This is a genomic window from Paraburkholderia ginsengiterrae, from assembly GCF_001645125.1.
Classification (GTDB): Bacteria; Pseudomonadota; Gammaproteobacteria; order Burkholderiales; family Burkholderiaceae; genus Paraburkholderia; species Paraburkholderia ginsengiterrae.
Genome location: NZ_LXKA01000065.1, coordinates 78,109 through 103,047 on the forward strand (window position 1 = coordinate 78,109; position 24,939 = coordinate 103,047).

Here is a 24,939-nt window from a genome sequence, read left to right on the forward strand (position 1 = left end):
CCCGCCGCGCGCTCAATCAAGCGCCTGCGGCGGACAACGCGCGGCGCAGTCTTAGCTGAACATCAGTGCGGTCAGCAGAAAGTCGAGACCAAGCACCGCAAGCGACGCATACACGACCGTTTTGGTCGTAGCCCGCGACACGCCTTCCGGCGTCGGCTTGGCTTCATAGCCTTGAAACAGCGCCACGAACGTCACGGCAAGGCCGAACACCACGCTCTTGACGACCCCCGCGCCCACATCGCGCCAGACATCGACGCCGCCCTGCATTTGCGACCAGAACGCGCCGGCGTCGACACCGATCAGCAGCACCCCCACCACATAACCGCCGAGCACGCCGACCGCGCTGAAAATTGCGGCCAGCACCGGCATCGAGATGATGCCCGCCCACAGGCGCGGTGCGACCACGACCTTGACCGGGTCGACCGCCATCATTTCCATGGCCGTGAGTTGCTCGCCCGCTTTCATCAGGCCGATCTCGGCGGTGAGCGACGTGCCGGCGCGTCCTGCGAACAGCAGCGCCGTGACCACCGGCCCGAGCTCACGCACGAGCGACAACGCGACCAGCAGTCCGAGCGCCTGCTCCGAGCCGTAACGGTTCAGCGTGTAATAGCCCTGCAGGCCGAGCACGAAGCCGACGAACAGCCCCGACACGGCAATGATCACCAGCGAATAATTACCTACGAAGTGGATCTGCTTCGTGACAAGACGTGGCCGGCGCAACAATGGGAAGAACTCGAACACGAGCCGGAAGAAAAAGCGCGTGGCGTAGCCGGCCGTGCCCAGCCCGTCGAGCACCGAGCGGCCGATCGAACTGATCATGACTGACCTCCGCCAATGCCGAAGTCCGCCGCAAGCGGCGTCTGGCTGGGATAGTGGAATTTGAACGGGCCGTCCGGCGCGCCGTCGATGAACTGGCGCACCGTGGGATCGGTCGACGCCCGCAGTTCAGCGGGCGTGCCTTCGGCATGAACTCCGCCGTTGGCGAGGAAATACACGTAATCGGCAATCGCGAACGATTCCGGCACGTCGTGCGTGACGAGGATCGAGGTGGCGCCCAGCGCCTGATTCAGCGCGCGAATCAGATTCGCGGTGATGCCGAGCGAAATCGGATCGAGGCCGGCGAACGGCTCGTCGTACATCATCAGTTCCGGGTCGAGCGCGATGGCGCGTGCAAGCGCCACGCGCCGCGCCATACCGCCCGAAATCTCCGACGGCGCCAGATCGCGCGCGCCGCGCAACCCGACCGCGTTGAGCTTCATCAACACGAGGTCGCGAATCAGTTCTTCTGGGAGGTCGGTGTGCTCACGCAGCGCGAAGGCGACGTTCTCGAATACCGACATGTCGGTGAACAGCGCGCCGAACTGGAACAGCAAGCCCATCTTGCGGCGCAGCGCATACAGGCCGTCGCGCGTTTGCTGGCCGACATCCTGGCCGTGGAACAGGATCTGGCCGCGCTGCGCGCGCACCAGACCGCCGATCAGACGGAGCACCGTGGTTTTGCCGCAACCCGAGCCGCCCATGACCGCGACGACCTGGCCGCGCTTGAAGCGCAGATTCAGGTTCGACAGGACGAGCCGGTCGCCATAACCGAAGTCGACGTCGCGCAGCTCGAGTAGGGTCTCGGGGGAAGAAGACACGTAACTGACAGTCCTTTTACACGGAAGGCCGAATTATAGGGCCATCATCGAAAAGCTGCCGTGAGGTGCCCTGTCCCTTAACGAAACGTGACCATTATCGCGTAAACCCTTGCTGCAATGCAGAAACGGCGGCAGCGGGATCCGCCGCCTCCGTAACCGCTCGCACCACGGCCGCGCACCCGACTCCCGTCGCCAGTACGTCCGGCAGCACTTGCAGGTCGATGCCGCCGATCGCCACCAGCGGCACGACGCCGTCGAGCAGCCGCACATAACGGGCAAGGCGCTTGAGACCCTGCGGCGCGGTCGGCATGACCTTGGTGGTGGTCGGAAACACCGCGCCCAAGGCGATGTAGCTGGGCCGGAAATGCAGCGCCTTCAGAATCTCGTAGAAACCGTGCGTCGACAGGCCGAGCCGGATGCCGGCCGCGGCCAGCGCGGACAGGTCCGCCGTGTGCACGTCCTCCTGGCCGAGGTGGACGCCGTAGGCACCCGCGTCGAGCGCCGCCCGCCAGTGGTCGTTGATGAACACCTGGGCGTCGAGCTGGCGGCCGGCGGCCACGCAGCGAGCGATTTCACTCTTCAGCTCGTCGGCGGGTTCCGCCGATTTGCGGCGCAACTGGACCGTCTTCACGCCGAAACCCACCACCCGCTCGACCCATTCCGCGGTCGGCAGCACCGGGTAGAGGCCGAGCCGGTCCGGACAGCGCGCGAACGCTTGCGCCGGCGCCTCAGGCAAGCCGGTCAGACGCGGGAAGCGGCTGAGATCGGCGGGGAAGGCATCGTCGGCGCGGGTTTCGTCGCCGTCGCGCCAGGCGAGCGCCAGCACCAGCGCGTCGTGCGGATCGAAACCGCAGTCGAGGAACGCGGCCAGCGCGGCGATCCAGTCTTCCGCGAGATGACCTTCGAGGCGGTATTTTTCACCGCCCAGATGCAGCGTCGCCTTGTCCTGCGCGGCTTCCACCACGCCGGTGCCCTGCACCAGCCAGCGCGCCACCTGCTCGCCATGCTCCTGCGCATCGGCGATGACGATCAGGTCGCCGCCGTTCGGCTCGTCCGGCGCGGTCAGGCAAATGCGCCACGGCGCGTGGGTCGGCGGCCAGTCGCCGAGCCGGGCGCGAATGCGCTCCGCGGCTTCCGTGAGTTCGTCGGCGGGCGGCCAGAAGAGGTCGCGGTCTTTCAATGCCAAAGTCTGCGTCATGCGGCGCTCCCATCTTGATGCCAGAACGGCATGCCGACCACCGGCGTGCTCGCGTGCGCGCTTTCGCGCTCGGCCATCGGCCCGGCCAGAAATGCCTCGCGGCCGGCCTCGACGCCCAGCGCGAAGGCCCGCGCCATCGCGTCGGGGTGCGTGGCCTGAGACACGGCCGTGTTCAACAGCACGCCGTCGAAGCCCCACTCCATGACCTGCGCCGCGTGCGACGGCACGCCGAGCCCCGCGTCGACGATCAGCGGCACGTCCGGCAAACGCTCGCGCAACACACGCAGACCGTACGGATTAATCACGCCCTTGCCCGTGCCGATCGGCGCGCCCCACGGCATCAGCGCCTCACAGCCGGCATCGAGCAGACGACGGCCGATCACCAGATCCTCGGTGCAATACGGCAGCACCTTGAAGCCGTCCTTGATCAGTTGCGCGGCCGCTTCGATCAGGCCGACCGGGTCGGGTTGCAGCGTGTAGTCGTCGCCGATCAGTTCGAGCTTGATCCAGTCGGTTTCGAAGATTTCGCGCGCCATCTGCGCGGTCGTCACGGCCTCGCCGACGGTCAGGCAACCGGCCGTGTTCGGCAGGAGGGGCACGCCGTGGCGCTTGAGCAGGTCGAAGAAACCGGCTTCCGCGGTGCCTTCGTTCATCTGCCGGCGCAACGCGACGGTCACCATGCCGGGCCGCGCCGCCGCGATCGAATCGGACAGCGATTGCAGCGACGGATAGCGCGACGTGCCGAGCAGCACGCGGCTCGCGAAAGTCTGGCCGTACAGCGTGAGCGCGTCGGCGGTCTGGGGGGAAGTCATTTGCATAATCTTTTGTCTCCGGCAATCCGGCCATGCGTGACGGGGCGCCTGGGTGGCACTTAACGGCAATTAGCCGCCCGCCACGGGTTGCACGACATCGTGCTTGTCGCCCGGCTGCAGCGCGCGCGCCGCATGCTGGGTGCGCGCCACGAAATCGCCGTTCAGCGCGACCGCGAACGGCGGACGCGCGCCGTAGGCGGCGAGCGCATCGGCAACAGTCGCGCCGGCGGGCAACGACAACGGCTTCTGATTGATATGAATGTCCATGGTGTTCGAATACGGTTCAATCGATGGCGAAAGCGGCGCGGTGCGCGGCGACAGAACGCACGACGCTCATGCCGGCTCCCGCGCGGAGTCCAGGTGGAACAGCTCGCTCCAGCGCGCGTCGCGCTGCCAGCCGGCGAAGGCATCGGCGTCACCGATGCGTCCGTCGAGCAGCGCCGCGGCGAAGCGCGCGGCTTCGTCGGCGACTTCGGGCACAATCATGTAGCCGTGCCGGTACAGGCCGTTCACGCGCAGTGTCTGCGCGCCATCCCACAGCAAGGCCGGACGGTGGTCCGGCAAAGTTGGGCGGCACTGCGAATTCAGTTCGAGAATGCGTGCCTCGCCGAAGCCGGGATGCACGGAAAACGCCGCGCTCAGCAATTCGAGCGCTGAGCGCACGCTGACCGGCGACATGTCCTCGCCTTCCACTTCGGTCGCGCCGATCACATAGAGGTCGTCCTGCTTGGGCGCGATATAGAGCGGATAGCGCGGATGCAGCAGCCGCACCGGGCGGGTCAGGTTGATGCCGGGCGCGTGCACCCGCGCGACTTCGCCGCGAATGCCGCGCAGCGTGGGCAGCACGGGCTTCGCGCCGAGGCCCCGGCAGTCGATCGTGACGCGGGCGGGCGGCAGCGCATGCTCGTCGACCGGCGTATTCCAGTGCGTATCGACACCGCGCTCGGCGAGGCCCGCGGCCAACGCGGTCAGTACCTGGCGATTATCCAGTTGTCCTTCGTGCGGCAGCAGCCAGCCCTGGTTGAAGCGCCCCGCCAACGCGGGCTCGGCGGCGCCGAGCTGCGCGCCCGCCAGCGTCACGAAGCCGCCGTCCAGCAGTTCAGCCGGGGCGTTCGAGCGCACCCGGCGTTCGAATAGTGGTGCTTCGGTGCGATCGGCGTGATGCCAGACGACCAGCGTGCCATTGCGCTGGAAGAACACCGGTTCGGGCAAGTCGGCCAGTATTTGCGGCCAGGTTTCGAGCGAGCTCGCACCGAGCCGCGTGATCAGCAGTTCGGCACTCGCGGCCTCCGCGAGCGGCGCGAGCATGGCGGCGGCGACCCACGCCGCGGCCTGCGAACCTTTGGCGTCGCCCCGCTCATAGAGCGCCACGCGATGCCCTTGTCCCGCGAGACGCCACGCGACCAGCCGCCCGCAGCGGCCGCCGCCGAGCACGGCGAAATCGGGTTGTGCAGGACGGCTCATCGCACACGCTCCATTTCGCAACGGCAAGCAACGCGAACGCGGCACGGCGCACAGAAGGCGGCGTGACGAAGAGCAAAACACATGTCTGAAGAATAGGCGGTCATCGAGTCCTTTCCGTACGGTCAAAAACACACACGTACCCAGGACGAAACCGGCGGGTGAGACCGGCCGGGCAATGCGCGATCCAATGACGGACGCCGCCCGGCGGGGTAAGGAAGACTGGTTGCTTCCGGAAACTTCCCGCGCCGGTATTACCCGGATCGGGTGCAAAGGGTCTCTCTCAGCCTCGCTACCGCAGCATGAGAATCATGCCGCCGGCGCAAAGCACCCCTGTTTCGTCGAAGGTCATTAGACCATAAAAGACGCGGCGCCCGCAAACCAGCGCCTGCCGACCCTGCGCCCGGTTTGATCCGGCACCATCTATCTCGTTATGAATACGTTTGAGGGCGGCGCTCTGGCACAATGCCCGGATCGGATGCCGCGTGAACGCGGCGCGGGTGATGCGCACAGCCGGCCTCGCCCTGATCGCGGCGACGTCGAGGCAGCACCGGGGCGGCGCCCTTAAGCGGGAAATTAATTCTCGTTTAAGGGCTTCGCTGCAGAATCGGGCCCTCACCCGGACGGGCCAGCCCACGTGGGCCAGCACTTCTCTTCAGGATGCTCATGACATCGAATACCTCCGCCAGCCCCGCGCTGCCGCCTGACGATAAAGTCTCCGCCTGGAGCCTGATCAAACCCTACTGGGTCTCCGAAGAACGGAATACGGCGTGGGGTCTGCTCATCGCGATCATCGTGATGAACCTGCTCATCGTGTGGATCAACGTGCGCCTGAACCGCTGGAGCGCCGACTTCTACAACGCGCTGCAAACCAAGAACGTGCACGATTTCCCGCACCTGCTCATGGTGTTCTCGGGGCTCGCGTTCGGCTTCATCATCCTTGCAGTGTACGGCCGCTATCTGCGCCAGATGCTCGGCTTCCGCTGGCGCCAGTGGCTGACCACGCGTTATCTCAACGAATGGCTGCGCGACAGCGCCTTCTACCGGATCGAACGCGACCGGCTGGCCGACAACCCCGACCAGCGGATCAGCGACGACCTGCAATCGCTCGCCACCAGCACGCTCTCGCTAACGCTCGACCTGCTGTCCACGATCGTCACGCTGGTCTCGTTCATGACGATCCTGTGGTCGCTCGCCGGTGCGCTGACCGTTTCGCTCGGCGGCATGCCGGTGCAGATTCCGGGTTATATGGTGTGGGCCGCGGCTCTGTACGCGGTAGTCGGATCGGTGATCATCCAGAAGGTTGGCCATCCGCTCGTGCCGATCAACTACCAGGCACAGAAAGTCGAGGCGGATTTCCGCTTTGGCCTGATCCGCCTGCGCGAGAACGCCGAGCAGATCGCGTTCTACAACGGCATGGATACCGAGAAGAAGAACGCGCACTCACTGTTTGGCCGCATTCGTGACAACTGGTGGCAGGTGATGAAGTACACCAAGCGCCTCACCTTTGTCACGGCCTTCTACAGCCAGATTGCCATCATCTTTCCGCTGGTGGTCGCCGCGCCCCGCTACTTCGCGGGAGCATTTACGTTCGGTGTGCTGATGCAGATTTCGAGCGCGTTCGGCACGGTCAGCGACTCGTTTTCGTGGTTCATCAATAGTTACGGCTCCCTCGTCGAATGGCGCGCTACCGTGAACCGGTTGCGTGAATTCAAGCGCGTCGTGCACTCGCCGCATCTGAAAGAGTCGGTCTCGCCGGCCACCGCCCATGGCGGCATCAATCTGCACATGGTCGACGAAGACAAGCTCACTACCGACGGCCTGAGGCTCGCATTGCCGAACGGCAATCCGCTGTCGCGCATTCGCGATATCGCGATTCAACCGGGCTCGCGCTGGCTGGTGCGCGGGCCGTCCGGGTCGGGCAAGAGCACGCTGATGCGCGCCCTCGCCGGCTTGTGGCCATTCGGCGACGGTTCGATCGACGCGCCGGTCAACGCCCGCATGATGTTCATTCCGCAGGTCAGCTACATGCCGATCGGCACGCTCAAGGCGGCGCTCGCCTATCCGTCCGCGCCCGACACCTACACCGACGACGAATACCGCGAAGCGCTCGTCACCTGCCATCTGTCGGAGTACGCCGACCGTCTGCAGGAGTCGGGACACTGGACGCGCATCCTCTCGCCGGGCGAGCAGCAACGCCTTGCCGCCGCGCGCGTGCTGCTGCACAAGCCGGACTATCTGTTCCTCGACGAAGCGACCAGCGCGCTCGACGCGGAAAACGAAGCGCGCCTGTACCGCCTGTTCACGGAGCGGCTGCCGAAGGCGGCCATTGTCAGCGTCGCGCATCGCGAGTCGCTTGCTGCGTTCCATGACGAGACGCTCGACGTCGAACGTTCGGGCGAAGCAGTCGCGGCATGAGCGACATGGGCGACGTGAGCACTCCGAACGACGCGGCCAGCGCCGGATTCGGGCGCGTCGTCCTGATCACGGGCGCGGGCTCCGGCATCGGCGCCGCGTTGGCCCGGCGGCTCGCCGCACCGCACTCGGCGCTGATGCTGCACGCACGCGGCGCCGATCAGGAAGCCCGTCAACGCCTGGCACAAGTCGCCGCCGATTGCGGTGCGAGCGGCGCACGCTGCGCAACCGTGTTCGGCGATCTCGCCGAGCGTGGCGCCGCGGAACATGTCGTCCACCAGACGCTGGCAACGTTCGGCGCACTCGATCAACTGGTCGCCAATGCGGGGCACGCACAGCGCCAAACGCTGAACGCGCTCGACGCCGACGCCTTAAGCACAGCCTTCGCCGCGATGCCGGCGGCGTTCGCGGCGCTCGTCAAACGCGCGACGCCCGCGCTGGAAACGTCGAAGCGCGGACGCGTCGTCGCCCTCAGTTCGTTCGTTGCACACCGCTATCGTGCAGACGCACCGTTTGCCGCCACGGCGGCGGCGAAAGCGGCGCTCGAATCGCTGGCGAAAACGGCAGCAGCCGAACTCGCGCCGCATGGCGTGACCGTAAATTGTGTGGCGCCTGGCTATACCCGCAAAGATCGCGGCCCGAGTGCCGATAATGCAGCGGCGTGGACCCGCGCCGCCGAAGCAACGCCACTCGGCCATGTCGCCGAACCCGCGGATATCGCCGCGTTGATCGCCTTCCTGCTCTCCGACGAAGCGCGCCACATCACGGGCCAGGTGATCCACATCGACGGCGGTCTCACGCTCGGCTGAGCTTGCCGCGAGCGGTGCGAGCCGCGCGCCGCCGCGAGCCCGCGCAACATCCGGAAACACCCGAGAAGAGTTCGCAAGCATTTGCGAAGCGGGCAATCTGTTCCGCGCTTTGAAAAAGCCCCTCGCCAGCGACGATAGCTATGCGGGCCGTACCACGCCCCGCTCCCCATCATTCATCGCTACCGGACTCGCAGCCCATGTCATTCGCTCGCCGCTCACGTTCTTCGGCACTGTGCGCCGGGCGTGGTGCTGATCGCCGCCAACCGTCGTGATTCGTCATCAATCGTCACACGCCCTGAGCGCTGCCAGACACCGCCTCGCGACCATCATCGGCGGCATGCGCGCTGACGCTGTCGCGCGCGCCCCACAGGCTGTGTGCCTCATGTGGCGGTGGCCCTGCGCGTGGCTCGCCGCCTCCGCCACGCTCGCGCTCGGTTTGAACGGCTGCGCATGGACACTGATTCAGGCGGCTGACGCCACCGGCTCGGTCATTCAGGCAGGCTACGCGATCGCGGCCAACTATTCGTCGCCGACCTTCGTCAACGGCAAGCCGGCCGACGTGCGCCAGGTGTGTATCGAAGTGAACCAGAACGTGTCGGTCGGCGACTTCGTGCCGGCGCTGCAACTCGCGCTTGACCGGCGCGGCATTCGTTCGGATGTCTACAATCCGGGCACCTCGCCCGCGGCATGCGAAGCGCGCCTCGTCTACAACGCCGCAATCGACTATGGCCGCCGTTCGTTCAGCGACGAAACGATCCAGTACCTCTCGATCATCGATCTGACGCTGATCCAGAACGGCCGCATTCTCGTCACGGCGCGCTATCAGACGGGCGGCCTGAACACGGACCGCTTCTCGTCGGCGTCGACCAAACTCAACGGCCTGATCGAGCGTATGGTGGTCGATCAAACCGACTTCGCGCGGCAGCCGCTGCGAACCATTCAAGCGTCTCAGGTGAATTAGGTGAATTAGGCGCGTGCCCCTTGCGTCCTCTTACACGGGAAAGGATTCGAAAGCGTCGCGTGCTTTGCTCGGCCAGCACGGTTCTCTAAGATGACCTGAATGAACCAATCCATTCTGATCGTCGACGACGACCCCGTCGTACGTGAGCTCGTCAGCGAATATCTGCACGGGCGCGGCTTCAAGGTTGCCACGCTCGAACACGGCATGGCGCTGCAGCGCGCCTTGCAGGACGAGCGTCCCGCACTGATCGTGCTCGACATCATGATGCCGGAGCTCGACGGCATCAGCGCGCTGCGCGCCTTGCGCGTCGCCGGCGACGACATTCCGGTGATTCTGCTGACCGCGCGCGCCGATCCGATCGACCGCGTGATCGGTCTCGAACTCGGCGCCGACGACTATCTCGGCAAACCGTTCGAGCCGAGCGAACTGGTCGCACGAATACGCACCGTGCTGCGCCGTCGCGGCGCGATTGCGCCGAGCGCACCGGAACAACGCGCGCCGTATCGCTTCGGCCGCTTCGAGGTGAATTTCCCGGCTCGCGAATTACGCCGCGAAGGCGAACGCATCGGCTTGCGTTCGAGCGAATTCGCCATGCTCAAGGTATTCGTCACTCACGCGATGACCGTGCTCACGCGCGCACAGTTGCTGGAGAAATTGCACGGCAATAGCGAGGCGCATCGCAATCGCAGCCTGGACGTGTCGATCTGGCGCTTGCGACGGCTGATTGAAGTGGACCCGTCCGAGCCGCGCTATGTGCAAACCGTGTGGGGACGCGGCTACGTGTTCGTGCCGGACGGTGAAATCGGCGCGGCCGAGCGCAGCTCGGTAGCGCATGGCCCGCAGCCGCGGGCCTGACTGCTAACACGAGGTCATGCGGGGTATCGCGAGGTTGCGCGAGAATCGCGCACCGCATGTATCGAAAGCACCGGCGTGCGACATTCAGAATGTGAGCACACTCATGAACATTCTCTGCAGCCAGCCCATGGTGGTGGCGTCGGACACCATCCCCACGCCGGCCTGCTCGATGCGCGCGTTGGCAACCTTGCTCGACGCCACGTAGTTGCCTGCTTCGATATCCTTAGGATTCACGATACCGGACAGCCGCAGGCGGTCGCGGTTGCCGCTCATCGCAATCACCTTCTCGCCCGACACGACCAGATTGCCGGTCGACATCGTGCCGATCACAGTCACAGCGAGCGTGCCGCTCATGCCGCTGACGTCGGTGAGACTGCCCTGCCCCTTGAAGTCGGTGCTCGCCGAGCCGATATTGAACAGACGCGCGAGCCGTGCGGCGGCGTTCGTCGAGTGGTCGGCGGCGTCGGCCGTGATGCTGCTCGAACGGCTTGCCGCCGCGCTCGAGCTATTGCTGCCGCTGTACGACTCCGCAAGGCGGATGGTCAGCACATCGCCGATGTGCTGGGCACGCGGCGTTTCGTAAAGCAGCAGCGGTGTGCCGGCCTGGTAGATCGCGCCTTGCGTGTTGACGTTCAGTGGCGCCGATGCGAGCGGCGGCGCCATCGGCGTCTCGACGATCGAATTCTGCTGCGGGCTCGAGCACGCCGCAAGACAGGCCACCACGCCGAGCGCGGCGGTAAAACGTAGCGCAGTCATAGATGCTCCCGAGCCTAAGCGGCCGCGTTCGAAATGGGCCTCGCGGCCATACTTCATGCCGCTCATCAACCCGCCTCCGCGTCACTCGCCTGCCATTGCCGCACCACCGACTTCACCCAGGCATCCGAGCCCTTCAGCAGATAGGTGAGCGTGCCGTTGCGCGTGCCCGGCAGAAAGCACAACGTGATCGAACTCAGCGTGTTTTCCCAGACATACATGGGCAGCGCGCCCGGCGCCACGACGTTCTGTGTCGCGAGGCGCGGCGGGCCGTAACGGTCCGCGAGAGCATCGCGCAGGTCGTCGGCGGTAAGTTCGTCGATTACAAAGGAAATCTCGTACAGACGCAGCGCGCCTTGCCCGCCGATACGCGCGAAGCGCAGCACATGCTCCAGCGCCGGCGCACCGTCGACCACCGCCTGCGACACCGCCCAGCCGTCGTCCGCGCGATGCGCCCAGCGGCAGGCCACCGTCAGACTCTCATGCGATTTCAGACTCATGCCGAGCGCGCCAGCCAGCACGTCCGTCTCGCAGACCGGCACGCTGCCAGGCGGCGTAGCCCGCACGGTCGAGCCGGCGCGAAATTCGTCGAGCGTGATGCCAAGCGTCACCCCACGGAACGCAAACGGTGCGTCTTGCGGACGCCGCCGCACATCGGCGACGGACGCTTTCGCGGCCCCGCCGACCGCGCCGGCCGCATTGGTTTCATGCGCGGGCGGTTGGGCGTCGACGCTCGCCGAACACACCGCGCCCAGCAGCGCCAACGCGCAGACAATCCGTTTGAGTGTCATGATTCAGTCGATCGCGGATGAACACATGTCGAACGGTGCGGCCGCGGCATGACCGACGACCGGGATGATTTTCAGGGTGGCCGACGTCAGCCGGCACGGCAGTGCGGCGACGGCGCAACCGCCGAGCGGCAGCAGCGCCGCGCCGAGCGTCAACCACGCAGCGACACGTAAGCACTGGTCAAAATTTTTCGAGGTCGACACTGAGGCCCCGGACCGTCAGGCCGTCGTATTGACGTGGTGGCCCACGAGCCCGGCGGGCAGCGATGGCTGCGCTTTGGTGACGGACTCGCTGGCCGGCGCAGCGACGCCTGAACTGGTCGAAGTGGCTGGCTTCGCCGTCGGCGCAGACGCGGGCGCGAGGGAAGACAAGCGGGTTGATGTGAGATGGCTGGGAATGGTCATGATGGGCCTCGCGTGGTGCCGGGTTTCGCTGGGTTTCAATTGCACGCCGCCTGCCGTGGGCCCAAGGCGTCAGGCTGTTTTCAGCGTGCGGCGCAACGTACTGCACGACGAATCATCGCGCCGCGCACGCGGCGGCGATGCACGAAGGAAAACGCGCTTTCCGGCGGTTCTTACGACCCGTTCCGCCCTCTTGCAAGCGATTCCAATTGCACGTGAATTCTTTCTTCGGAGGAATTTTGGCGATGCGAAACAAGTCCGGCGCGGCCGCGCAAGCGCTCCAGTCCGGCACCGTGGAAATATGCGGTGAGCCTTGTATGGCGGGCCTCACACGCGAACCAGATGCAATGGCGCGGCGCTACGTAAGCATTGGTAAGAAAACAGTCGGCCGCGCGCCGCGCGGGCCAGTCTAGAATTTCGTCATGAATCCACAGGTCCTTATCGTCGACGACGATCCGGTCGTACGCGATCTGCTATGCAAGTTCTTGCAATCGAACGGCTTCGACGCGTCCGTGCTCCACGACGGCACGCATCTGCAGCGCCGGCTCGAACGTGAACGGCCGTCCGTCGTCGTGCTCGACATCATGATGCCGAACACCGACGGCCTGCGCGCGCTCACCGCGCTGCGCGCCGCCGGCGACGACATTCCCGTGATCTTCGTGACCGCGCGCGGCACGGTGGCCGACCGCATCGTCGGGCTTTCGCTCGGCGCGGACGACTATCTGACCAAGCCGTTCGATCCGCGTGAATTGCTCGCACGCATCCATACGGTCCTGCGCCGCCGCGGACCGTCCACCACGAGCGCGCCCGAAGCACGCAAACCTTACCGGTTCGGCCCGTTCGAACTCGATTTCGCCACGCGTTCGCTGTGCCGCGACAACGCGAAGCTGCCGCTGCGCGACAGTGAGTTCGCGCTCCTGAAGATTTTCGTCAACAATCCGTACAAGGTGTTGTCGCGCGTGCTGATTCACGATCTCGTGCATCGCGACAATCTCGCCTTCCGCGACCGCAGCCTCGACGTGCCGATCTGGCGCCTGCGCCGCGTGATCGAAGAGGATCCGTCCAATCCCTGCTACGTGCAGACGGTGCGCGGCAAAGGCTACGTATTCGTGCCCGACGCCGACGGCACGCCCTTCGCCGAAGAGGCTGCCTCAAGCGCATGAGAAATCCGCTGAACACGCTGTTCGGCAGAATGGCGTTACTCTCGGCGGCGGTGTTGTTCGCGATTCAGGCGGGCTGGTTCGTGCTGGTGGTCATGCAGCCGCCACGCCATGAAATCGACGGCTTTGCGCGCGGCATCCTGCTGGTGCTGCAGGCCATCAACGGCGAGCCGATGAAAGGCGCCGCGCTCGCGCCTGCCATGCGCGTGCATCTCGTGCCCACCTGGAACATGCCGGCGAGCGTGCATCTGCACGAGCCGACGAAACGCCCCCTGCTTGAACTGAGCCGGCAGCTGCACGAGAACCTGCCGCCCGGCACGCAGATCGCCGTCGACGATCTGCGCCCGCCGCAGTTGTGGGTACTGTTTCCCGGCAAATCGAACTGGGTGGTCGTGCCGGTCGACGTGCCGCCGCGGCCGCGCTTCCTGATCGAATCGATCTCGATGCTGGCCGCGGCGCTGATCCTCTCGCTGTTCGCGGTCTGGCAGATGCAGCGGCCCCTGTCGCGGGTCGCCGACGCGGCCCGCGCATTCGGCTCGGGTGGCCGGCCGGAGCCCGTCACGGTGCAAGGCCCGCGCGAACTGCGCGATCTGATCGGCTCGTTCAACGACATGATGCGGCGTCTGAACGAAGCCGGCGACGATCAGGCCGTCATGCTGGCCGGCGTCGCGCACGATCTGAAGGCGCCGCTCACGCGGCTCAAGTTGCGCGCGAGCGTGCTGGTGGCGGAAGAGGAACGCGCCGGCCTGATCCGCGACGTCGACTCGCTGACCAACATCGTCCAGCAGTTTCTCGAGTTCGCCGGCCAGTCCGCCGACGCCGGGCCCCCGGTCGAAGTGGACGACTTCCTGCAGGAACAGTTTTCCACCGGAGACAGTGCAGAAGCCCCGTTGTTCGCGCTCGATCTGCGCGCGGGCGCCTCGTTCAAACTGCCGCGCACGCTGCTCGACCGGCTGGTCACGAACCTCGTCGACAACGCGCTCGAGCACGGCACGCCGCCGGTGGATATCGCCACCGCACGCGACGACAGGCATTGGGTGATCAGCGTGCGCGACCACGGCCCCGGCATTCCCGACGACCGCATCGCCGCCGCCATGAAACCGTTCGTACGGCTCGACGCCGCACGCGGTGGCGAAGGCCATTGCGGCCTCGGCCTCGCCATCGTGGCGCGGCTCGCGCATGACCGCGGCGGACGTTGTCAGGTGCGCAATCACGCACAAGGCGGTCTGGAGGTCCGGATCGAATTGCCGGTGGCGGCGGCGCCCGCGTGAGCCAGCCTGGCCGGAAACAGAACACGCGCTTACGCCACCTTACCGGACGACCAATGGCCAGTGCGGCGGCCTTATAGTCACCCTCGGCAACCTCGATGCCGCCCTTCTCTGTCCGCCCAACTATTTGGGGCGGATTTTTTTTTGCCTGCGGCGAACGCGCCGCCTGCGAGCCTCACCTCACGAGGCGGCTGTGCAAGGTGTCGATCGTCGATTGCGACACGCCGAGGCCCTGCGTCAGGTAGCTCGCCATCGTGCCGTAACTCGCCTGGACCTGATCGAAGCCGGCTTGCAGATAATCTTCCTGAACGCTCAGGAGCGGCGCCGTGACCGTGGCGACGGCGTCGCCGTCCTGCGCGCGCAGCGTGGCGGTTTGTGACTGAATGGACAGCGCCCGGTAGACATTGCTCAGCAGGTAATCCTGCATGATGACGTCTAGCGGAACATTGGCAATGCTGAGCAGGAGCGCCGCGACCCAGCCGGTACGGTCCTTGCCCGCGCCGGAGTGAAACAGCTGCGCATCGGGTCCGCCGGCCAGACGCGTCAGGAGCGCCCCGTAACCGGCGCGCTGGGCGCCGCCGCTCACGTAGGCGCGTGCCTGCGCTTCCATGAACGCGGCGGCGGCGCCGGGCGTGTCGAGGGCCGGGGCCACAAAGTCCCGCACGCCGAGCACGTTGAGCGTCTGCGAGACGGCGCCGCGCGGCAAGATGTCCGCGGTCCGTTCAATTTCTCCGGGCGTGCGCAGATCGTAGACCGAGGCGATACCGAGCCGGTCGATCGTGGTTTGGTCGGCGGCGTCGAGGGTCAGCGCGTTCGAGCGATAGAACACGCCGCGACGCATCTGTTTGCCGTCGACGGTCGGATAGCCCGCCGCCGCGCCCGCCAGATCGCGGAAGTTGTCCACCGACGCGAGACGCGGCGTTGCCGGCTGATCCGCGTTGAGGTTGCCGCCGCCGCACGCGGCCAGCATCGAACTGCCCATGCCGGAGATCAGCAGGACGCTGGCCGAGCGCTTCAGAAAAATACGGCGCGACAGCGGCGCCTCCGGTTCCGGGATCCGGTCTGCCCGCAGGGTTGTGCTCGCGGAGCAGCGGACAGGCGAGCAGTTATTTGCGGTGACAGGCATGAGGCGTGGCTGGCGCGGACGTGAGCAGATGGTTCGCAGCACCGGCGCTGCGAGCGCAGTTTAACGTTGCAGAATGTTCTTTGAGTTACACGGTAGGAGTTGGTAAGGAAAGTCGCTTCCGTTTCTTACCGTTGCCCGCCATTTTTAACCACAACTGGCCGCAGGAAGCCCCATTTCCGTAGAATACAAACACCCCACATTCGGGCGACGGCAGGCTAAACCGCCCTGGAGATCACAACAAAACATGGCATCTCTCCAATGGTTCACCGAACTGACCCAGCGCGAACGCCGCACGCTCTATGCCGGCTTCGGCGGTTACGCGGTCGACGCCTTCGACTTCATGATCTACTCCTTCCTCATTCCGACGCTGATCGCGACATGGGGCATGACCAAAAGCGAAGCCGGGATGATCGCCACCAGTTCGCTGATCTCGTCGGCGGTCGGCGGCTGGCTCGCGGGCATTCTGGCCGACCGCTATGGCCGCATCCGTGTGCTCCAGTGGACGATCGCCACCTTTGCGCTCTTCACGTTCCTGTCCGGCTTCACCCATTCGTTCTGGCAGCTGCTCACCACACGCACGCTGCAGGGTATTGGCTTCGGCGGTGAATGGTCGGTCGTGACGATCATGATGGCCGAAACGATTCGCTCACCGCAGCATCGCGCGAAAGCCGTGGGCACCGTGCAAAGCAGCTGGTCGTTCGGCTGGGCGGCCGCGGCCATCATCTACTGGGCATTCTTCGCGCTGCTACCGGAACAGGTCGCGTGGCGTGCCTGCTTCTGGATCGGCCTGTTGCCCGCGGCGTGGATCATCTATATCCGCCGCAACGTGAGCGATCCGGACATCTTCGTCGAAACACGCCGCGCCCGCGACAACGGCCTCGATACCGCCCACTTCCTGCAGATTTTCTCGCTCGCTCACATCAGGACCACGCTGCTCGGCAGCGTCTTGTGCACCGGCATGCTCGGCGGCTACTACGCGATCACCACCTGGCTGCCGACCTATCTCAAGACTGTGCGCCACCTGTCGGTGTTCAATACCAGTGGCTATCTGATCGTGCTGATCGTCGGGTCGTTCACGGGGTACATCGTCGGCGCGATTCTGTGCGACCGGATCGGCCGGCGCGCGTCGTTCGTGCTGTTCGCGATTGGCTCGTTCGTGCTTGGCATGGTCTACACCATGCTGCCGATCACGGACGGCATGATGCTCGCGCTCGGCTTCCCGCTCGGCATCGTCGTGCAAGGGATTTTTGCGGGCGTGGGCGCGTACCTGTCGGAGCTTTATCCAAACGCGATACGCGGCTCCGGACAAGGTTTCTGCTACAACCTGGGGCGCGGGCTCGGCTCGTTCTTTCCGATTCTGGTCGGCACCCTGTCGCAAACCATGACGCTGGTCAAGGCGATGGGCGTCGTGGCGGGCTCGGGCTATCTGCTCGTGATCGTCGCCGCGTTGTGTCTGCCGGAAACCAAGGGCAAGGTACTCGGCGCAGTCAGTCCCACCGCCTGAGATCGCACACATGAAAACGATCGTTCTCGGCGGCGGCGTGATTGGCGTCGCCACCGCTTTTTACCTGCGCCAGCAAGGCTGCGAGGTCTGTGTGATCGAGCGCGAACCGGACGTCGCGCTCTCCACCAGTTTCGGCAACGCCGGCGTGATCGCGCCGGGCTACGTGACGCCGTGGGCGGCGCCCGGCATGCCGGCAAAGATACTCAAATACCTGTTCAAACCCGCTTCGCCGCTGATTTTCCGGCCCACCGTCGATCCGGCTCAATGGCGCTGGATTGCCCGCTGGCTGCGGGAATGCGACCTCGAACGCTTTCGCGTCAACAAGCAGCGCATGCAGCGCATCGCTTACTACAGCCGCGAGTGTCTGCGCGCATTCCGCGAGTGTCATCCGTTCGACTACGGCCGCAGCCAGGGCTATCTGCAACTGTTTCGCAGCGAGTATGACGTCGAACTCGCGCAGCCGGCGCTGGCCGTGCTGCGCGACGCCGGTATCACGCATCGGGAAGTCAGCGCGGAGCAGTGCGTCGAGATCGAACCGGGTTTGCGCTGGGCGCGTCAGGCGCCGCTCGCGGGCCTCTATCTGCCCGACGACGAAGCCGGCGACTGTGCCCGTTTCACCCGCGAACTGCGCGCGATCTGCGAACGCAGCGGCGTGCGCTTTCGTTTCGATACGCGCGTCACGTCGCTCGACGTGCAGGGCGGCACCGCCCGAGCCGTGCGTGTCGAGAGCGAACGCGGCGCCGAATCGTTACCGGCCGATGCCGTCGTGGTGGCACTGGGCGTCGACAGCGCAGCGCTACTCGCACCGCTCGGCGTGAAAGTGCCGCTTTACCCCGTGAAAGGCTATTCGGCAACGCTGCCCGTTATCGACGAAGAAAAATCCCCGCACGCGGCGCTCATGGACGAGTCACTGAAAACGGCGATCACGCGCTTCGGCAACAACCTGCGCGTCGCCGGCACGGCAGAGCTCGGCAACCGTCAGAGCACGCTGCGCGAGCAAGCGTTGCAGACGCTGTTGAAAGTGCTCGGCGACTGGTTTCCGCATGCGGCCAATCCCACGTCCGCGCATTTCTGGGTGGGCCGCCGCCCGATGACCCCCGACGGCGCACCGCTGCTCGGTCCGTCCGGAGTGGGCAACTTGTGGCTGAACGTCGGGCACGGCTCGACGGGTTGGGCAATGTCGATGGGCTCGGGGCGTGTGGTGGCGGATCTGATCACGCAACGCCGACCGGAAATCGATCTCGACGGATTGACGTTGACGCGCTACCGGAAGTGAGCGCACTGGCCTCACGCGCGTGACGCTGCGCGAGCGCGGAGCCAACGATAAAGCCGGCATTAAAAAGCCGGGTCACCCTCTCAGGTGCCCGGCCTTGTTCTTCACCACTTTGACATACCGCTAGATGTGCCGCTCACGCGGCACATTGTCGTCTCCACCTCTTCCTGCAAACAGTGGCCGACTTTAGCGCGGCAGTTCCGAATGGCCCATCAGGTACGCATCGACGGAACGCGCGCACTGGCGGCCTTCGCGAATCGCCCACACCACCAGCGACTGGCCGCGACGCATGTCGCCCGCGGTGAACACCTTGTCCACCGACGTGTAGTACGCCTTGTCGCCTTCGGTCGACGCGCGCACATTGCCGCGCGCATCCTTGTCGACGCCGAATGCTTCGAGCACCGGCGAAACCGGCTGCGTGAAGCCCATGGCGAGCAGGACCAGATCGGCCTTCATTTCGAACTCGGAACCCGGCACTTCCTGCATCTTGCCGTCCTTCCATTCTACGCGTGCCGCGATCAGCTTCTCGACCTTGCCGTTCTTGCCTTCGAGGCGCTTGGTCGCCACCGCCCAGTCGCGCGAGCAGCCTTCGTCATGCGACGACGACGTGCGCAGCTTGATCGGCCAGTACGGCCACACGAGCGGCTTGTTCTCTTCTTCCGGCGGTTGCGGCAGCAGTTCGAATTGCGTGATGCTCTTCGCGCCATGACGGTTCGACGTGCCCACGCAGTCCGAACCCGTATCGCCGCCGCCGATCACGACCACATGCTTGCCCTTTGCGAGCAGCTGGTTCGCGACCTTGTCGCCGGCGTTGACCTTGTTCTGCTGCGGCAGGAAGTCCATTGCGTAATGGATGCCTTCCAGCTCGCGGCCCGGCACCGGCAGATCGCGCGGCGTTTCCGAACCGCCGGCGATCACGACCGCATCGAACTGTTCCTTCAGTTCCGCCGGCGTGATGGTTTCCTTGGCCGTGTTGCCGATATGCGCCGGCAGCGAATCCGCCTTGCCGATGAACACGTTGGCGCGGAACGTCACGCCTTCGGCTTCCATCTGGCGCATGCGGCGATCGATCAGCCACTTCTCCAGCTTGAAGTCTGGAATGCCGTAGCGCAGCAGGCCACCAATGCGGTCGTTCTTTTCGAACACGGTGACATCGTGCCCCGCGCGCGCGAGTTGCTGCGCGACGGCGAGACCCGCGGGGCCGGAACCGACCACGGCGACCTTCTTGCCGGTCTTGTGCTTCGGCGGCTGCGGTGCGACCCAGCCTTCGGTCCAGGCCTTGTCGATGATCGCGTGCTCGATCGACTTGATGCCGACCGGGTCGTCGTTGATGCCGAGCGTGCACGCCGCTTCGCACGGTGCCGGGCAGATGCGGCCCGTGAACTCGGGGAAGTTGTTGGTGGAGTGCAGCACTTCAATCGCGTTCTTCCAGTCCTGATGGAACACCAGGTCGTTGAAGTCCGGGATGATGTTGTTCACCGGGCAGCCGTTGTTGCAGAACGGAATGCCGCAGTCCATGCAACGCGCGCCTTGAATCTTCGCTTCGTCGTCGGTCAGTGCGGCGACGAATTCCTTGTAGTGCTTCACACGCGTGAGCGGAGCTTCGTACGCCTCGTGGCGGCGTTCGAACTCGAGAAAACCGGTTGCCTTGCCCATGTGGTTCTCTTCTCTATCTGTATCAGGTGGGGTGATCTACACCCGCCGCATCGCACCGTTGAACGGTCGCACGCGGCGGGTACGGCTAAAGGTGACGTCCTGCTGGTAACCAGCGAGGCGGCTAGTCGATGAATCAGGCGGCGAGCACTTCCTTGTTCGCCTTCTTCGCGGCCATCTCGCCCAGCGCGCGCTTGTATTCGGTCGGGAATACCTTCACGAATTGACGGCGCGACGCATCCCAGTTTTCGAGCAGCGCCTTGGCTCGCGGCGAACCCGTGAACTGGAAGTGACGCTCGATGAGTCCCTTGAGCAGCGCTTCGTCGGTCGTGCCGGTGTGCCATAGGCCCTTGTCGACCGTGCGCTCCTGTTCGGCCTGTTGCAGGACCGGTTCGAGCGCGACCATCGACTTGTTGCACTTGCTGGCGAACGTGCTGTCCGGATCGAACACGTAAGCGACGCCGCCCGACATGCCGGCCGCGAAGTTACGGCCCGTTTCGCCGAGCACCACCACCGTGCCGCCGGTCATGTATTCGCAACCGTGGTCGCCCGTGCCTTCGACAACCGCCGTCGCGCCCGAGTTACGCACGCAGAAGCGCTCGCCGGCCACGCCGCGGAAGAACGATTCGCCTTCAATCGCGCCGTACATCACCGTGTTGCCGCAGATGATGTTTTCTTCCGACTTGCCGCGGAAATCGTTGGTCGGACGGATGATGATGCGGCCGCCCGACAAGCCCTTGCCGACGTAGTCGTTGCCGTCGCCGACCAGATCCAGCGTGACGCCCTTCGCCAGGAACGCGCCGAAGCTCTGACCCGCCGTGCCCTTCAACTGGATGTGGATCGAGTCGTCGGGCAGACCGTCGTGGCCGTACTTCTTCGCGATCGTGCCGGACAGCATCGCGCCGACCGTACGGTTCACGTTGCGCACCGGCTGGATGAACGAGACGTGCTCGCCCTTCTCGATCGCCGCTTTCGCCTTCTCGATCAGCGTGTGGTCGAGCGCCTTGTCGAGACCGTGGTCCTGCACGTCGACGTGCTTGCGCGCCACTTCAGCCGGCACCTGCGGCTGATGGAACACGCGCGAGAAGTCGAGACCCTTCGCCTTCCAGTGCTCGATGCCCTTCTTCATGTCGAGCAGTTCGGCGTGGCCGACCAGGTCGTCGAACTTGCGAATGCCCAGTTGCGCCATGAGTTCGCGCGCTTCTTCCGCAACGAAGAAGAAGAAGTTCACGACGTGTTCCGGCTGGCCCTGGAACTTCGCGCGCAGCACCGGATCTTGCGTCGCGACGCCGACCGGGCAGGTGTTCAGATGGCACTTGCGCATCATGATGCAGCCTTCGACGACGAGCGGCGCCGTCGCGAAACCGAACTCGTCCGCGCCGAGCAGCGCGCCGATCACGACGTCGCGGCCGGTCTTCATCTGACCGTCGGCCTGCACGCGGATACGGCCGCGCAACTGGTTCAGCACCAGGGTTTGCTGCGTTTCGGCCAGACCCAGCTCCCACGGCGTACCGGCATGCTTCACCGACGACAGCGGCGATGCGCCCGTGCCGCCGTCATGGCCGGCGATCACGACGTGATCGGCCTTCGCCTTGGCAACGCCCGCGGCGACCGTACCGACGCCCGATTCCGACACCAGCTTCACCGAGATGCTCGCCGCCGAGTTGGCGTTCTTCAGGTCGTGAATCAGCTGCGCCAGATCTTCGATCGAGTAGATGTCGTGGTGCGGCGGCGGCGAAATCAGGCCGACGCCCGGCACCGAGTAACGCAGCTTGCCGATGTACTCCGACACCTTGTGGCCCGGCAACTGACCGCCTTCGCCCGGCTTCGCGCCCTGCGCCATCTTGATCTGGATCTGATCGGCCGAGGCGAGGTATTCCGCCGTCACGCCGAAACGGCCCGATGCCACCTGCTTGATCTTTGAGCGCAGCGAATCGCCGTCCTTCAACGGAATGTCGACGATCACTTCGTCGCCGATCACGGACTTCATCGTGTCGCCGTTCTTGATCGGAATGCCGCGCAGTTCGTTGCGATAACGGTTCTCGTCCTCGCCCCCTTCGCCGGTGTTCGACTTGCCGCCAATGCGGTTCATCGCGATAGCCAGCGTGGCGTGGGCTTCGGTCGAGATCGAGCCCAGCGACATTGCGCCGGTCGCGAAACGCTTGACGATTTCCTTCGCCGATTCGACTTCGTCGAGCGGAATGGCCTTGGCCGGATCGATCTTGAATTCGAACAGGCCGCGGAACGTCATGTGGCGCTTCGTCTGATCGTTGATCAGATGCGCGTATTCCTTGTACGTCTGATACGAGTTGCTGCGTGCCGAGTGTTGCAGCTTGGCGATCGCATCCGGCGTCCACATGTGTTCTTCGCCGCGCACGCGGTAGGCGTACTCGCCGCCCGCGTCGAGCATGTTCGCGAGGATCGGGTTGTCGCCGAACGCTTCGCGATGCAGACGGATCGCTTCTTCCGCCACGTCGAACAAGCCAATGCCGCCAACCTTCGACGACGTGCCCTTGAAGTACTTCGACACGAGGTCTTCAGCGAGGCCGACGGCTTCGAAAATCTGCGCGCCGGTGTACGACATATAGGTCGAAATGCCCATCTTGGACATGACCTTCTGCAGGCCCTTGCCGACTGCCTTGGTGAAGTTGTAGACCGCCTTCTCCGCCGACAGGTCGCCCTTCAGGCCGGCGGCGAGCTGGCCGAGCGTTTCCATCGCGAGGTACGGGTGCACGGCTTCCGCGCCGTAGCCCGCCAGCAGCGCGAAGTGGTGCGTTTCACGTGCCGAGCCGGTTTCGACGACCAGGCCCGCGCTCGTGCGCAGACCGTGCTGCACGAGGTGCGTATGGATCGCGGCGGTGGCCAGCAGCGCCGGAATCGCGACGTTGTCGCGGTCGGTCCGGCGGTCCGACACGATCAGCATGTTGTAGCCGGACTTGACCGCATCGACCGCTTCCGCGCACAGCGACGCGAGACGCGCTTCAATGCCTTCCTTGCCCCAGGCGACCGGGTAGCAGATGTTCAGTTCATAGGAGCTGAACTTGCCGCCCGTGTACTGATCGATCGCGCGGATCTTCGCGATGTCCTTGAAGTCGAGCACCGGCTGCGACACTTCGAGACGCATCGGCGGGTTGATGTTGTTCGTGTCCAGCAGGTTCGGCTTCGGACCGACGAACGACACCAGCGACATCACCATGTTTTCGCGGATCGGGTCGATCGGCGGGTTCGTCACTTGCGCGAACAGCTGCTTGAAGTAGTGATAGAGCGTCTTGTTCTTGTTGGACATGACCGCCAGCGGCGAGTCGTTGCCCATCGAACCGACGGCTTCTTCGCCTGCTTGCGCCATCGGCGCCATCAGGAACTTGAGGTCTTCCTGCGTGTAGCCGAAGGCCTGCTGGCGATCCAGCAAGGCAGCGGCTTCGCGGCGTTCCGTGGCGACGTCTTCGGCTTTCGGCTCGATTTCGTCGAGCTTGATGCGCACCGCGTCGATCCAGCTCTTGTACGGCTTGGCGTTGGCGAGGTTGTCCTTCAGTTCCTTGTCGTCGATGATGCGGCCGTGTTCCATATCGATCAGGAACATCTTGCCCGGCTGCAGACGCCACTTCTTGACGATCTTCGACTCGGGAATAGGCAGCGTGCCGGCTTCCGACGCCATGATCACGAGATCATCGTCGGTGATGATGTAGCGCGCCGGACGCAGACCGTTGCGGTCGAGCGTCGCGCCGATCTGGCGGCCGTCGGTGAAGGCGATGGCAGCGGGGCCGTCCCACGGCTCCATCATCGCGGCGTGGTATTCGTAGAACGCCTTGCGGTTCTCATCCATCAGCGTGTGCTGTTCCCACGCTTCCGGGATCATCATCATCACCGCGTGGACGAGCGGATAGCCGGCCATCACCAGCAGTTCGAGACAGTTGTCGAACGAGGCGGTGTCCGATTGGCCCGGGTAGATCAGCGGCCACAGCTTCGGCAGGTCGTCGCCGAGCACGTGCGAGGCGATTGCGCCGGTACGGGCGTTCAGCCAGTTGACGTTGCCCTTCACCGTGTTGATTTCGCCGTTGTGGGCGATCATGCGGTACGGGTGAGCCAGTTCCCACGCCGGGAACGTGTTGGTCGAGAAGCGCTGGTGCACGAGCGCGAGCGCCGAGACGGTGCGCTCGTCCTGCAGGTCGCGGTAATACACGCCGACCTGGCCGGCCAGCAGCAGGCCCTTGTAGACCACCGTGCGCGCCGAGCACGACGGCACGAAGTATTCCTTGCCGTGCTTGAGCTTGAGCGCCTGGATGCGGTGGCTCGCGGTCTTGCGGATCACATACAGCTTCCGCTCGAGCGCGTCGGTCACCATGATGTCCTTGCCGCGGCCAATGAAGATCTGGCGGATCAGCGGCTCGCTCGCCTTCACCGTGGGCGAAATCGGCATGGTGTGGTCGACCGGCACGTCGCGCCAGCCCAGCACCACCTGGCCTTCGGCCTTCACCGTGCGCTCCAGTTCCTGTTCGCAAGCCAGACGCGACGCATGTTCCTTCGGCAGGAACACCATGCCGACGCCATATTCGCCGTGCGGCGGCAGCGTCACACCCTGCCGGGCCATTTCCTCACGATAAAAACCGTCCGGAATCTGGATCAGGATGCCCGCGCCGTCGCCCATCAGCGGATCGGCGCCGACGGCGCCCCGGTGGTCGAGGTTCTCTAGAATCTTCAAGCCCTGCTCGATGATCTCGTGGCTTTTCTTGCCCTTGATGTGAGCGACAAAGCCGACGCCGCAGGCGTCGTGTTCGTTTTGCGGGTCGTACAGACCTTGCGCGGCGGGAACCGGATGAGTCGGTTGCTGGTGGTCGTTCATGGGGACACCGTCTGTGAGGGGCCG

At 65.1% G+C, this 24,939-nt stretch carries 20 protein-coding genes and 1 riboswitch; of the genes, 8 read left to right on the forward strand and 12 right to left on the reverse strand.

What is annotated here, in order from left to right; genetic code table 11:
• Positions 1–51: 51 nt before the first annotated feature.
• The 6 genes from mlaE to A6V37_RS04805 form a co-directional block, all read right to left on the reverse strand.
• A complete protein-coding gene (gene mlaE / locus A6V37_RS04780; protein ID WP_064267508.1) occupies positions 52–819 on the reverse strand; it encodes a lipid asymmetry maintenance ABC transporter permease subunit MlaE in 768 nt (255 codons plus the stop codon).
• Complete coding sequence (locus A6V37_RS04785; protein ID WP_064267507.1) at positions 816–1,637, reverse strand: ABC transporter ATP-binding protein; 822 nt, start codon at positions 1,635–1,637, stop codon at positions 816–818. The genes mlaE and A6V37_RS04785 overlap by 4 nt, the downstream gene beginning before the upstream one ends.
• Before the next feature lie 94 nt (positions 1,638–1,731).
• Positions 1,732–2,835, reverse strand: coding sequence for a thiamine phosphate synthase (gene thiE, locus A6V37_RS38760; protein WP_075643414.1), 1,104 nt, complete (start codon positions 2,833–2,835; stop codon positions 1,732–1,734).
• Entirely contained in the window at positions 2,832–3,647 is an 816-nt protein-coding gene (locus A6V37_RS04795) for a thiazole synthase (RefSeq protein WP_157447850.1), read from the reverse strand. Before A6V37_RS04795 ends, thiE begins: the two co-directional genes overlap by 4 nt.
• Before the next feature lie 69 nt (positions 3,648–3,716).
• Positions 3,717–3,914 carry a sulfur carrier protein ThiS gene (thiS, locus tag A6V37_RS04800; RefSeq protein ID WP_064285819.1) on the reverse strand — a complete coding sequence of 66 codons (198 nt, stop codon included), beginning with the start codon at positions 3,912–3,914 and terminating at the stop codon, positions 3,717–3,719.
• A 66-nt stretch (positions 3,915–3,980) separates the two neighbouring features.
• A complete protein-coding gene (locus A6V37_RS04805) occupies positions 3,981–5,111 on the reverse strand; it encodes an FAD-dependent oxidoreductase (RefSeq protein ID WP_064285820.1) in 1,131 nt (376 codons plus the stop codon).
• 220 nt (positions 5,112–5,331) lie between these two features.
• Positions 5,332–5,453, reverse strand: a riboswitch (TPP riboswitch).
• Positions 5,454–5,774: 321 nt separating this feature from the next.
• On the opposite strand from A6V37_RS04805, the gene A6V37_RS04810 reads away from it, so the two are divergent.
• The 4 genes from A6V37_RS04810 (at position 5,775) to A6V37_RS04825 (ending at position 10,148) form a co-directional block, all read left to right on the forward strand.
• A complete protein-coding gene (locus tag A6V37_RS04810) occupies positions 5,775–7,526 on the forward strand; it encodes an ABC transporter ATP-binding protein/permease (protein ID WP_064267503.1) in 1,752 nt (583 codons plus the stop codon).
• Complete coding sequence (locus A6V37_RS04815) at positions 7,523–8,332, forward strand: SDR family NAD(P)-dependent oxidoreductase (protein ID WP_064267502.1); 810 nt, start codon at positions 7,523–7,525, stop codon at positions 8,330–8,332. Before A6V37_RS04810 ends, A6V37_RS04815 begins: the two co-directional genes overlap by 4 nt.
• A gap of 382 nt (positions 8,333–8,714) precedes the next feature.
• On the forward strand, positions 8,715–9,293 hold the full coding sequence (locus A6V37_RS04820; protein WP_064267501.1) for a hypothetical protein: 579 nt from the start codon (positions 8,715–8,717) through the stop codon (positions 9,291–9,293).
• A gap of 99 nt (positions 9,294–9,392) precedes the next feature.
• Positions 9,393–10,148, forward strand: a complete 756-nt coding sequence (locus A6V37_RS04825; RefSeq protein WP_064267500.1) for a response regulator — start codon at positions 9,393–9,395, stop codon at positions 10,146–10,148.
• Positions 10,149–10,232: 84 nt separating this feature from the next.
• Here the strand turns inward: A6V37_RS04825 and A6V37_RS04830 are convergent, their stop codons facing one another.
• The 3 genes from A6V37_RS04830 to A6V37_RS04840 all read right to left on the reverse strand — a co-directional run bounded on the left by A6V37_RS04830 (position 10,233) and on the right by A6V37_RS04840 (position 11,893).
• Entirely contained in the window at positions 10,233–10,904 is a 672-nt protein-coding gene (locus A6V37_RS04830; RefSeq protein WP_064267587.1) for a flagellar basal body L-ring protein FlgH, read from the reverse strand.
• Positions 10,905–10,969: 65 nt separating this feature from the next.
• Positions 10,970–11,692 carry a hypothetical protein gene (locus tag A6V37_RS04835; RefSeq protein ID WP_064267499.1) on the reverse strand — a complete coding sequence of 241 codons (723 nt, stop codon included), beginning with the start codon at positions 11,690–11,692 and terminating at the stop codon, positions 10,970–10,972.
• Positions 11,693–11,695: 3 nt separating this feature from the next.
• Positions 11,696–11,893 (reverse strand): DUF6726 family protein, encoded by a 198-nt coding sequence (locus A6V37_RS04840; RefSeq protein ID WP_064267498.1) that lies wholly within the window; start codon positions 11,891–11,893, stop codon positions 11,696–11,698.
• A gap of 620 nt (positions 11,894–12,513) precedes the next feature.
• Here A6V37_RS04840 and A6V37_RS04845 point away from each other — a divergent pair.
• The gene (locus A6V37_RS04845) at positions 12,514–13,254 is read left to right on the forward strand and encodes a response regulator (protein ID WP_064267497.1); all 741 of its coding nucleotides are present in this window, start codon (positions 12,514–12,516) and stop codon (positions 13,252–13,254) included.
• Positions 13,251–14,522: an ATP-binding protein gene (locus A6V37_RS04850; protein WP_064267496.1), complete on the forward strand. Its 1,272-nt coding sequence runs from the start codon at positions 13,251–13,253 to the stop codon at positions 14,520–14,522. Before A6V37_RS04845 ends, A6V37_RS04850 begins: the two co-directional genes overlap by 4 nt.
• Positions 14,523–14,694: 172 nt before the next feature.
• Here the strand turns inward: A6V37_RS04850 and A6V37_RS04855 are convergent, their stop codons facing one another.
• Positions 14,695–15,645 carry a tyrosine-protein phosphatase gene (locus A6V37_RS04855; RefSeq protein ID WP_064267495.1) on the reverse strand — a complete coding sequence of 317 codons (951 nt, stop codon included), beginning with the start codon at positions 15,643–15,645 and terminating at the stop codon, positions 14,695–14,697.
• A 244-nt stretch (positions 15,646–15,889) separates the two neighbouring features.
• On the opposite strand from A6V37_RS04855, the gene A6V37_RS04860 reads away from it, so the two are divergent.
• Both A6V37_RS04860 and A6V37_RS04865 read left to right on the forward strand, forming a co-directional pair.
• Entirely contained in the window at positions 15,890–17,149 is a 1,260-nt protein-coding gene (locus tag A6V37_RS04860) for an MFS transporter (protein ID WP_064267494.1), read from the forward strand.
• Positions 17,150–17,159: 10 nt separating this feature from the next.
• The gene (locus tag A6V37_RS04865; RefSeq protein ID WP_064267493.1) at positions 17,160–18,425 is read left to right on the forward strand and encodes a D-amino acid dehydrogenase; all 1,266 of its coding nucleotides are present in this window, start codon (positions 17,160–17,162) and stop codon (positions 18,423–18,425) included.
• A 183-nt stretch (positions 18,426–18,608) separates the two neighbouring features.
• Here the strand turns inward: A6V37_RS04865 and A6V37_RS04870 are convergent, their stop codons facing one another.
• Both A6V37_RS04870 and A6V37_RS04875 read right to left on the reverse strand, forming a co-directional pair.
• Positions 18,609–20,078: a glutamate synthase subunit beta gene (locus A6V37_RS04870; protein WP_064267492.1), complete on the reverse strand. Its 1,470-nt coding sequence runs from the start codon at positions 20,076–20,078 to the stop codon at positions 18,609–18,611.
• A 133-nt stretch (positions 20,079–20,211) separates the two neighbouring features.
• On the reverse strand, positions 20,212–24,915 hold the full coding sequence (locus A6V37_RS04875; RefSeq protein WP_064267491.1) for a glutamate synthase-related protein: 4,704 nt from the start codon (positions 24,913–24,915) through the stop codon (positions 20,212–20,214).
• Positions 24,916–24,939 lie beyond the last annotated feature (24 nt).